Genomic DNA, 9,877 nt, shown 5'->3' on the forward strand with positions numbered 1-9,877 from the left:
CCCCCGCGCGGCGGGCGGGGGCGTGTGTTGCGCGGGTCTGAATCAGATGGGTGTCAGCCACTGCGCGTGTGCCGGCACTTCACCCCTCACGCAGGCGAAGTAGTGCGACTGCAAGCTTCGGGTGATCGGGCCCGGCGTGCCGTCGCCAATGCGGCGGCGGTCCACTTCCACCACCGGCGTCACCTCCACCGCGGTGCCACAGAAGAACACTTCGTCGGCCAGCACCAGATCGTCGCGGGTGAGCCGCGCCGCGCGCACGGCGTAGCCGGCATCGGCCGCCAGTGCATGCAGGGTGCGCCGCGTGATGCCGTCGAGCGCCACGGTGACTTCTGGCTCCAGGATCTCGCCGCCGCGCACGATGAAGATGTTTTCGCCCGGCCCTTCGGCGACAAAGCCCTCGGTATCCAGCAACACGGCCTCGTCGTAGCCGTCGGCGCGCGCTTCGCGTGCGGCGAGGATCGCTGTGGTGTAGCCGCCGATCGCCTTGGCGCGGCAGGGGTAGGTGTTGGGATGCTGGCGCGCCCAGCTCGACACCTTCACGCGCACGCCGCGCGTCAGCGCATCGGCGCCGAGGTAGCGGCCCCAGGGCATCGCCATCACGCCGACACGCACCGACAGCCCGGCCGGGTCCATGCCGAGGCGCTCGTCACCCAGAAACACCAGCGGGCGAAGATAGCCTTCGGTCAGCCCGTTGCGTTGCATCGCGCCGATGCAGGCCTCGCGCAGTTCAGCGCGACTGAAGGGAATCTCGATGCCGAGCAGGCGGGCTGAGCCTTCAAGCCGCGCCAGGTGTTCGTCAAGCCGGAAGATCGCGGCGCCCTGGGCGCCTGCGTAGCAGCGGATGCCTTCAAAGCAGCCCAAGCCATAGTGCAGCGTGTGGGTGCCCAGGTGCAGCGTGGCATCGCGCCAGGCCCGCCATTCGCCATCCAGCCAAATCCAGCCATCGCGTTCAGACAGTTTCACTTCTCACTCCAGATTGAATTGCAGGGCGCCCGCGGCAGCGCGGGCCAGCAGCCAGCCCCGGTCGGGCGGCGGGCGGTGCGAATCAGCGCGCGGTAAGCAAGCTGCGGGCACCACGGGTGGGGTGGGCTTACTGTGCCGCGCGGTATCTGGCGGGTCGAACGAAAAGGAGGGGGCTTGAGGTGAAGGATCTTCACCTGACGCGCTGCGCTGGTAGTGCTGACCGGGTACCGAACTAGCGCGGCCTGCGCGGGCGTTTGTGTGGGAATCCATACGCGCGGCTGAGGCGCCGCATCGGCGCTCACAAATTTTGACGATTACCGGTGAATCAATTGCCATGCGGGCGGTCGCATACTCGACAGTCAACCTCGTTTCTTTAGGGAATTGGCCGAACTTGAGAACCCTCCTTGCATTCACCGTTGTCGTAGCCATTCTGGTGCCGCTGATCTGCGCCGCGGTTTATCTGCTCTGGGTGCGTCCCCACAAATGGCGCGGGCAGATGCTGTGCAGGGCGTGCGGCTATCGTTGGCGTACCCGACTTGCGGCACCCGCAAGCCAATGCGGCAAGTGCTGGCATGAGAACGTGGTACCGGTCAGCGAAGCGGAACCCAATGGCATCAGCAAAGGCGGCAAAGCCACGACCCGTGTCGCGACTCAGCCCGGTTGAACCGGGGCCGCTTGTCCTGCGCGTGTTCCGGTGGCACGCTCGCCATCGCCCGGCGGCAATTGGCCGACGCGGTGATGGTCTGGCGGAGGCTCCCCGTGTATGAAGCATTGCTGCGCGAGTATCGGCGCCCCTGGAAGCTTGCGACGCTTGCGCTTGGGCTCGGGCTTCTGATTGTCGGCGCGTTTTACTACGAGGCGCCGGACTGGGATATTCCGATCAGCATCATCATGGCTGGTTTTGCCTACCTGACCGCACCATGGAGCCTGCGTGTGATGGTTGAGCGGCGCTGGAAGCTGTGGCCAGCGATGCTCTTCGCGACCTGGTTCACGGTGGACGGTTGTTACGCGATCTACTGGTACTTCACCAATCCTTTGGCGCTGGAACTGATGCGCGAAGTGAACTTCCCTGCGTCGCTGTCGCTTTACTGGATGTGTGGCCTGGTCTGGTACTGGAACGGCAGTCTGCGGGAGTTGCTCGCTCACGCAAGGGCCGAGTTGCGCCGAGTGCTTCGTCCGCGCGCGTGAAGTGGGCGCTTCCGTGCCGGTGGCGTGGGCGCTTGCGATCGGGCCTAAGAGTCTGAAGCCGATGGGCTTGCGGCGTTGTTCTGGGGGGTCTCCAGCGGTACGAGGTGGGCCAGCACGAAGCTGACCGAGCTGGGCAGGGTGCTGTACCACCGAAAGGTTGGCAGGAACCAAGGGTCGTTTTCGGGCAGCATGAAGTGGCGCAGGGTCTCGCGCGTCATCACGGCCGCGAACGACGCGTGGCTCGTGGCGGGGTCGGATACGCAACTGAGCCGGCCTGAACGGTAGAGCGCATCAAGGTTCAGGCGTCCGATGCAGATCGGGCCGGCTTCGTAGTCGGTGCCCGATGCGCGCAGGGCGATCAGACGAAGCTCCATTGGCCCGGCGGCGCGAAAGTCGTGGCGCGTGCCGGCGATTCGGCGCGCGGACTCAGCGCGCATCCCCATGGCCGCTTCAACCGCGGTGAGCATCGCCTGCTGGCGCTTGCCCGGCGTGGTGGTTTGGGGCGCCTGGAGCTTCGATCGGAGCAGCGCGAGGCTCTCGTCGTTCCAGGCCAGATAGCGCCATGCGGCCGCCTGTTGGCGGTCAACGGTGCCGCTGCGATGAATCAGCCAGACAGCGATTGCCGCAAGGCTCAGCAAGGCCAGCACAGCGAGCGCGAAGCTCATGCTAGTCATGAGCAATGGCCTGAATGCAAGCCTGTGCGATAGCCAGGGTTCATGGCGGCCTCTCCCGGGTTGCTCATGCGGCGCGGGACGCCGCGCCGGCTTGATGCGCCGCACTACATAGCCAGCGCGCAAAGGCAATGACCCAGGGCTTGTCATGGGCACCCGGGGCTGCGATCAGGTGGTAGCTGCCTTGTGCCAACTCGATGGCGAAGGGGCGTACCAGCTTGCCGTTGGCGAGCCAGGGCGCGGCGAGGGTGGAGGTTGCAAGCGCGACGCCCTGACCGGCGGCGCAGGCGTCGAGCATCAACGCGCCATCGTCGTAGCGCGGCCCCTCGGGGGCTTGGCTGAGGCTGACGCCGGCCGCGGCAAACCACGCCGGCCACGATAGCAAGGGGTGGCGGAGCAGCCGTGCGCGCAAGAGATCGGCCGGCGCGCGCAGTTGCTCAGCCTGTGCCGGCTGGCAGACGGGGAACACCGTTTCGTCGAAGAGCTTCCAGCCGTTGAGTCCGCCGGGTAGCTGATCCACGAAGCGGATCGCCAAATCTGCCTCGCCGCGCTGGATGGGGTCGAGGCGGGTGGAGGTTGATAGCGAGAACTCCACGCCGGGCTGCTGCGTCTGGTAGGCGGCCAGGCGCTCGACTAGCCATGCGCGCCCGAAGGCCGGCGCCACCGAGAGGGCCAGACTGCGGTGGCCTTCACCCTGCAAGCGCGCGGTGGCGTGGGCGAGGGCGTCGATGGCCGGGCCAATCGCTGCATGGTAGGTGGCCCCGGTTTCGGTCAGCACGATGCTGCGGTGGCGGCGCTCGAAGAGTCGCAGACCGAGTGCTGTTTCGAGCGCGCGGATGCGGTGGCTGACCGCAGACGGCGTGATCGCCAGGGCTTCCGCCGCGGCGAGAAAGCTGCCCAGGCGGGCGGCCGCATCGAAGGCTTCGAGGCTGGCAAGCGGCGGCAGTCGGCGCATCGTCAGGCAGCGCGCTCAGGTGGCGCGTTCAGGCGCCGCGAGCAACCGGCCGTGAGGCATCGGCGCACCACTCGCTCCAGGATCCGGGATACAGGCGCGCGCCGTGCAGGCCGGCCACTTCCAGCGCCAGCAGGTTGTGGCAGGCGGTGACGCCAGAGCCGCACTGCGCCACGATCTGATCGGGCTTGCTGGCACCCAGTACGGCAAGCCATTCAGCCGCCAGTTGCGCGGCACTCTTGAAGCGCCCGTCGGGCGCCAGGTTGTCACGGAAGAAGCGATTGACCGCACCCGGTATGTGCCCGCCAACCGGGTCGAGCGTTTCGTTTTCGCCACGGAAGCGGTCGGGTGCGCGCGCATCCACGATGCGGAAGGCGCCGCCGCTCAAAGACGCAAGAAGTTCATCGGCGCCCACCCAGGCTGCGCCTTCACGCAGGCTGAGCGTCCCCTCGGGCGAGTCGAGCGGTGGATCGGTGCTGACCGGCAGCGCCGCGTCACGCCAGGCCTGAAAGCCGCCGTCCAGCACCGCTGCGGCCTTGTGGCCCACCCAGCGCAGCATCCACCAGAGCCGCGCGGCGTACATGCCGCCAGCGTCGTCGTAGGCCACCACTTGCGTTGTGTCAGAAACGCCGTGGCGGCGCATCAGTGCGACGAAGGCTTCGCGGGTGGGCAGCGGGTGGCGGCCATTGCGCCCGGTTTTCGCACCGGAAAGATCGGTATCCAGATTGAGATGGCGTGCGTAGGGCACGCGGCCGGCTGCGTAAGCGGCGCGGCCGTGCTCGGGATTGCCAAGATCGTGGCGGCAGTCGAAAACCACCAGCGAGGGCGCGCCGAGGCGCGTGGCCAGCGCCGGCGCCTCGACAAGGGTTTGCCACATGCTCATTCGATCGCCTCGCCGGCGAGCCAGGCGCGCGCCATGGTTTCGTCATCGAACAGGCGGATCTCGGCATTGACGAGCGATTGCTCGACCCAGGCGCCAATCGAATCGAGGTCGTCATCGGTCACGACCGCGATGCGGCCATCGGCGTTTTTGTGGCGGCGCGCGAAGCGGAAGTCTTCGATCGCCGCGTCGAGCGTAAGCCCGTCCATCTGACGCAAGTCCACCCAGGCGCGTAGCGGCGCGCCGGTGGCGATGGCGGCTTCAACCTGTGACTCGAACTGGCGGAAGTCAGCCAGAGTGAGCTCTCCGAACACGACTGCCTCGACGCAGTTGTCACGCAGTTCTGCAGTGATCATCACGCACTCCTTGTGGATGGGACACTCACATTATCGGCGCGGGGCACGGCAAGCTTCAATGCGGGGCGTCAAGTTGATGCCCGAGTGCGGCGCTTTGTCGGTGCTAATCGGTTTCCGCGGGTGGCGCAGGTCGGCGCGAGAGCTTGCCGGCGAGCGCGCCGGAGGCGATCACGGCAAGGATGCCGAAAAGCGCCAGTGGATCGAGATGCTCGCCCCAGATGACCGCGCCGAAGATCGCGGCAAACACCACGGTGGTGTAGGACAAGGCGGCCGCAACCATGGTCTTGCCGTAGCGATAGGCGCGGGTCATCGCCAGTTGTGCGAATGCGCCAAAGCCGCCGACGCCCAGCAGGATTGCGACCTCGGTGAGTGTCCATGAACCGGCGTGCGGCTTGAGCAAGGCGAAGGGCAGGCCGCCGGCCGAACACACGGCAGAGAACCAGAAAACCGTCCGCCACTCAGGCTCGCCCGCTTCGCCCAGTTTGCGCACGTTCAGGTAGGCGACCGACGAAACCGCACCGGAACACAGCCCCAGCACCGCGCCGTACCACAGCGCCGGGTCAATGCTGGGCTTGAGCACCATTGCCACCCCCGCCAGACCCAAGGCCAGCGCGGCCCACATGCTGCGACGCAGCGGCTGGTGCGCCATCACGGCGACCAGGGCGGCAAGCCAGAGTGGGGATGTGTAGTTCAGCGTCACCGCCGTCGCCAGCGGCAGGATCGTGATTGCAAGGAAGTAGAACACCAGGGCAACAAAGCCTGAGCCGCTGCGGGCAAGGTGGGTGCGCCACAGCGGCGTCATCACCGGCAGGCGATACCAGGCAACCCAGGCGCCAATCATGAGCAGCGAGACAAAGCCGCGCCAGAACACCAGCTCTGCGGCGTTGAAATGCGCTGCGCCCAGTTTGACGCATGCGCCCATGCACGCGAACAGCAAGCTGGCAACGAGCATCCAGAGCGAGCCCATCGACGCCGGGCCGGATCAGGCGGGGTAGATTGCGCCGAGCACCCGTGGGCCACGCGCGCCGGTGACCTGCGGCAGATTGCCGCTGGTGCCGGTGATGCAGCAGCGGGCAAGCCAGGCGAAGGCGAGCGCCTCAAGGTAGTCCGGCGATACGCCGAATTCGGCCGTCGAGACGACTTTGCTGCCGGGCAGCAGCGCCCCCAGCCGGCTCATCAGCGTCGCGTTATGCACGCCGCCGCCGCAGACCAACAGGCGTTGCGGGGCGCCGCATTCGCGCAGGGTTGCGTCGACGATGCTGCGCGCCGTGAGTTCGAGCAGCGTCGCCTGCACGTCGGCTGCGTCAAGGCCGGTGGGAAGTTGCGTGTCGAGCCAGTCGAGGTTGAATTCCTCGCGGCCGCAGCTTTTGGGCGCTGCAAGGGCGAGGAAGGGGTGGTCCAGCAGCCGCGCAAGCAGGCCTGCATCGAGCCTGCCTTGTGCCGCCCAGCGGCCGCCCGCGTCGAAGGGGGTGCCGAGGTGCCGTGCGGCCCAGGCGTCCAGCAGCATGTTGCCGGGCCCGGTATCGAATCCGCGCGTCGGGCGACCCGGCGCCAGATCGGTTACGTTGGAGATGCCGCCGATGTTGAGCACGACGCGGTGCTCATCAGCCGCACGCAAGATCTGGTCGTGGAAGGCGGGCACCAAGGGCGCGCCTTGGCCCCCGGCGGCGATATCGCGGTTGCGAAAGTCCGCCACCACCGTGATGCCCGTCAGCTCTGCCAGCAAGGCGGGGTGGTTGAGTTGCAGGCTGTAACCCAGTGCGGGCTGGTGCCGCACCGTCTGCCCGTGGCAGCCTACAGCGCAGATCTGATCTGCCGTCAGGCCATGATTGCTCAGCGCGTCCTGCGTGGCCTGGGCGTACAGGTGTGCGAGCTTGACCGAGATCCCGGCCGATCGGTGCAGTTCATCATGTCCCGCTGCGTTCAGTGAAAGCAGGTCCTGGCGAAGCGCTGCCGGATAAGCGACAAATGCGCTGGAGACAATACGTGGATGGGGCGTCGAAAAATCTGCGACGACCGCATCCACGCCATCCAGGCTCGTGCCGGACATCAGCCCGGCGAACAGGGCGCCCGGGGTGCTCACTCCGAGCGCGCGACGCGCGTCGTCGGGGTTTCGTTCAATTGCGCCAGCACGGATGCGCTGTGTTGGCGGAAATGCGCCAGCTCATGTCCCGTCAGGGGCGGCGCTTCAGGCAATGCCACCTTGAGCGGATCCTTGTGCACGCCCGCAACACGGAACTCGTAGTGCAGATGCGGCCCGGTGGATGAACCGGTGTTCCCCACTGCACCAATCAAATCGCCCTGGTGAATGCGTTGCCCCTGCCGCACGTCGATTCGCGACAAGTGCCCGTAAGCGGTGGTAATGCCGCCGGCGTGCTGCACGACCACAAAGTTGCCATAGCCACCTTGACGGCCTGCAAACTGGACCACGCCATCGGCCGTGGAGCGTACGCGGGTACCGATCGGCGCGCCGTAGTCAACGCCCTTGTGCTGCTTCATCGTTCCGTAAATCGGGTGCACCCGCATGCCCATGCCGGATGTCACACGAGAAAACTCCAGCGGCGAACGGAGAAAGCCCCGCTTGAGGCTCTTGCCGTCAGCCGTGTAGTAATCGCCGCGGCCGCCGCCCATATCGTTCCAGATTGCGGTATGGCGCTCGCCGTCGTTGATGAACTCGGCACCAATGATGCGTCCGGTCTTGACTGGCATGCCCCGGTGGTAAGCCACCTCGTAGATCACGCGGAAGCGATCGCCACGGCGCAGGTCGCGGTGGAAGTCGATTTCGGAACTGAAGATTTCGGCCAGACCGACGGCTACTGAATCGGGCAAGCCCGCATCGTCGGTTGCGCCAAACAGCGAACTGCGGATTTCCGCCGACTTCGCATGTACGCGAACATCAAACTCGATAGCGGCGTCGCGAATCAGGATCTCGCCATCACGGCGCTCCACCAGCAACTGACGGTCAGCCATACTGCCCGGCAGGCTCAGAGACAGAATGCGCCCCCCTGCAGTCATGGACGCATGGACCACAGCCCCTGCCGACAGGCGGCGCATGCCCGAACGTGCGATTTCGCTTGTCCGCAGTGCATCTGCGACCTCAGGGTCATCAACGCCGAGGCGGGCGAGGACGGACGCTAGGGTGTCGCCACGTTGAATGCGGTCCTCCCGGAAGAACGCGGCGTCGTCCGGAAGAACTTCGGCTTGCGGGGTAACGAGCAGGCTCTCGATCACCGATCGCTGGTTCAGCGCGGCGGCATCCGGGCCGGGAATCACGGCAATTGCCGCCACCATGCCGAACACCGAGGTGCCGGCGATGCCGACACCCGACCAGAACCAGATGGGACCCTGCTCTTTAAGTCCCCTCAGCCGCGTTAGAATGGAAATCTTTGTGTGGCTCATTTGCAACAGGCCGCGCGGTTAAGTGTGCGCGATAGTAGCAAATTTCACGTTTCTGGATAAATGGCATGACAGGAATTAGCGATCAACTCGAACTGATCAAGCGCGGCAGCGAAGAGCTTCTGCTGGAGGCCGAACTCGTCGACAAGCTTAAGGCCGGCCGACCGTTGCGCGTCAAGGCGGGCTTCGATCCCACTGCGCCGGACCTGCATCTCGGACACACCGTGTTACTAAACAAGATGCGGCACTTCCAGGATCTGGGCCATCACGTGATGTTCCTGATCGGCGATTTCACTGGAATGATCGGTGACCCCACCGGCAAGAACGCCACGCGTCCGCCCTTGACTGCCGAACAGGTTGCCGCCAACGCAGAGACCTATAAAGAACAGGTGTTCAAAGTGCTGGACCCCGCCAGAACAGAAATCTGCTTCAACAAGACTTGGCTGGATGCCCTGGGTGCTGCCGGCATGCTCAAGCTTGCAGCTTCGCACACGGTGGCCCGGATGCTCGAGCGCGACGATTTTGCGAAGCGCTTTGGCAACAACCAACCCATCGCGATCCACGAGTTCCTCTATCCCTTGTGCCAGGGCTACGACTCGGTGGCTATGAAAGCGGATGTCGAACTGGGCGGCACCGACCAGAAGTTCAACTTGCTCATGGGGCGCGAACTCCAGAAGCAGCACGGCCAGGCGCCTCAGGTCGTGCTGATGATGCCTTTGCTGGAAGGTCTGGACGGCGTTAACAAGATGTCCAAGTCGCTGGGCAACTACGTCGGCATCAACGAGCCGCCGCGCGAGATGTTCGGCAAGCTGATGTCGATCTCCGACACGCTGATGTGGCGTTACTACGATCTGCTGTCCTTCCGCTCGAACGCCGAGATCGGCGCGCTCAAGGCCGAAGTGGCCGCGGGGCGCAATCCGCGTGACGTGAAAGTCGAACTGGCGCAGGAGATCATCACGCGCTTCCACGGCCGTGCCGCCGCCGAGGACGCGCTGGCCGATTTCGAAGCGCGTTTCCAGCGCAATGCAATTCCTGATGATGTTCCGGAAGTCACTGTCGATGTTGGCGCAGGCATGGCGATTGCCCAACTGCTCAAACAAGCCGGCCTGACTGCCAGCACATCGGAAGCCATGCGCATGATTGAGCAGGGCGGCGTCCGCGCTGACGGCGAGAAGCTCTCCGATAAATGCTTTGTAGTAAGCGCGGGCAGCGTGATGGTGCTTCAAGTCGGCAAGCGCAAGTTCGCCCGCGTCACGGCGGCTTGATCACCTGCCTGCCCGACGAGTCGCCGGATATCGTACGAAGATGGTAAACGCGAATTTGGCGGATTAATCTTCTCCGGCGCTTGACGACCGCTGCCAAGCCCGCTATAGTCTCGCTTCTTCGCTGCTGACGAAACAAACGTTTCTCGGCAGCAAGTTTAAGTGATTCGGTTTTGCGGCGAGATGTTCGCGAAATCGAAAAAGCTTGA

The 9,877-nt window shown here is 65.2% G+C and carries 12 protein-coding genes; 3 read left to right on the forward strand and 9 right to left on the reverse strand.

The features are described from left to right. Positions 1–42: 42 nt before the first annotated feature. Entirely contained in the window at positions 43–963 is a 921-nt protein-coding gene (locus OPU71_RS20100) for a branched-chain amino acid transaminase (protein WP_267729857.1), read from the reverse strand. Positions 964–1,270: 307 nt separating this feature from the next. On the opposite strand from OPU71_RS20100, the gene OPU71_RS20105 reads away from it, so the two are divergent. Next, positions 1,271–1,627, forward strand: coding sequence for a hypothetical protein (locus tag OPU71_RS20105; RefSeq protein ID WP_267729858.1), 357 nt, complete (start codon positions 1,271–1,273; stop codon positions 1,625–1,627). Between the two features lie 95 nt (positions 1,628–1,722). Next, positions 1,723–2,151, forward strand: coding sequence for a hypothetical protein (locus tag OPU71_RS20110; RefSeq protein WP_267729859.1), 429 nt, complete (start codon positions 1,723–1,725; stop codon positions 2,149–2,151). A gap of 44 nt (positions 2,152–2,195) precedes the next feature. Here the strand turns inward: OPU71_RS20110 and OPU71_RS20115 are convergent, their stop codons facing one another. The 7 genes from OPU71_RS20115 to OPU71_RS20145 all read right to left on the reverse strand — a co-directional run bounded on the left by OPU71_RS20115 (position 2,196) and on the right by OPU71_RS20145 (position 8,409). Then, positions 2,196–2,825, reverse strand: a complete 630-nt coding sequence (locus OPU71_RS20115) for a hypothetical protein (RefSeq protein WP_267729860.1) — start codon at positions 2,823–2,825, stop codon at positions 2,196–2,198. A gap of 64 nt (positions 2,826–2,889) precedes the next feature. After that, a complete protein-coding gene (locus tag OPU71_RS20120; RefSeq protein WP_267729861.1) occupies positions 2,890–3,777 on the reverse strand; it encodes a LysR substrate-binding domain-containing protein in 888 nt (295 codons plus the stop codon). A 28-nt stretch (positions 3,778–3,805) separates the two neighbouring features. Further along, positions 3,806–4,657 carry a sulfurtransferase gene (locus OPU71_RS20125; RefSeq protein WP_324256093.1) on the reverse strand — a complete coding sequence of 284 codons (852 nt, stop codon included), beginning with the start codon at positions 4,655–4,657 and terminating at the stop codon, positions 3,806–3,808. Beyond that, a complete protein-coding gene (locus OPU71_RS20130) occupies positions 4,654–5,010 on the reverse strand; it encodes an STAS/SEC14 domain-containing protein (RefSeq protein WP_267729862.1) in 357 nt (118 codons plus the stop codon). The genes OPU71_RS20125 and OPU71_RS20130 overlap by 4 nt, the downstream gene beginning before the upstream one ends. A gap of 103 nt (positions 5,011–5,113) precedes the next feature. Continuing rightward, positions 5,114–5,977 carry a DMT family transporter gene (locus OPU71_RS20135; RefSeq protein ID WP_267729863.1) on the reverse strand — a complete coding sequence of 288 codons (864 nt, stop codon included), beginning with the start codon at positions 5,975–5,977 and terminating at the stop codon, positions 5,114–5,116. Positions 5,978–5,992: 15 nt separating this feature from the next. Continuing rightward, complete coding sequence (locus OPU71_RS20140) at positions 5,993–7,093, reverse strand: anhydro-N-acetylmuramic acid kinase (protein WP_267729864.1); 1,101 nt, start codon at positions 7,091–7,093, stop codon at positions 5,993–5,995. Then, positions 7,090–8,409 (reverse strand): M23 family metallopeptidase, encoded by a 1,320-nt coding sequence (locus OPU71_RS20145; RefSeq protein ID WP_267729865.1) that lies wholly within the window; start codon positions 8,407–8,409, stop codon positions 7,090–7,092. The genes OPU71_RS20140 and OPU71_RS20145 overlap by 4 nt, the downstream gene beginning before the upstream one ends. 65 nt (positions 8,410–8,474) lie before the next feature. Between OPU71_RS20145 and tyrS the strand changes: the two genes are divergently transcribed. Beyond that, positions 8,475–9,671 carry a tyrosine--tRNA ligase gene (gene tyrS / locus OPU71_RS20150; RefSeq protein WP_267729866.1) on the forward strand — a complete coding sequence of 399 codons (1,197 nt, stop codon included), beginning with the start codon at positions 8,475–8,477 and terminating at the stop codon, positions 9,669–9,671. On the opposite strand, the gene OPU71_RS20155 is transcribed toward tyrS, so the two are convergent. After that, positions 9,658–9,877: hypothetical protein (locus tag OPU71_RS20155; protein WP_267729867.1), on the reverse strand; the 220-nt coding region annotated here is incomplete at its 5' end. The genes tyrS and OPU71_RS20155 overlap by 14 nt on opposite strands.

The organism is Niveibacterium sp. 24ML (assembly GCF_026586805.1).
GTDB lineage: Bacteria > Pseudomonadota > Gammaproteobacteria > Burkholderiales > Rhodocyclaceae > Niveibacterium.

Excerpts from the sequence above, each read along its gene's own strand:
- tyrS (WP_267729866.1), top strand. The coding sequence starts at position 8,475 with ATGACAGGAATTAGCGATCAACTCGAACTGATCAAGCGCGGCAGCGAA.
- OPU71_RS20115 (WP_267729860.1), bottom strand. The coding sequence starts at position 2,825 with ATGACTAGCATGAGCTTCGCGCTCGCTGTGCTGGCCTTGCTGAGCCTT.
- OPU71_RS20130 (WP_267729862.1), bottom strand. The coding sequence starts at position 5,010 with ATGATCACTGCAGAACTGCGTGACAACTGCGTCGAGGCAGTCGTGTTC.
- OPU71_RS20120 (WP_267729861.1), bottom strand. The coding sequence starts at position 3,777 with ATGCGCCGACTGCCGCCGCTTGCCAGCCTCGAAGCCTTCGATGCGGCC.
- OPU71_RS20145 (WP_267729865.1), bottom strand. The coding sequence starts at position 8,409 with ATGAGCCACACAAAGATTTCCATTCTAACGCGGCTGAGGGGACTTAAA.
- OPU71_RS20135 (WP_267729863.1), bottom strand. The coding sequence starts at position 5,977 with ATGGGCTCGCTCTGGATGCTCGTTGCCAGCTTGCTGTTCGCGTGCATG.
- OPU71_RS20125 (WP_324256093.1), bottom strand. The coding sequence starts at position 4,657 with ATGAGCATGTGGCAAACCCTTGTCGAGGCGCCGGCGCTGGCCACGCGC.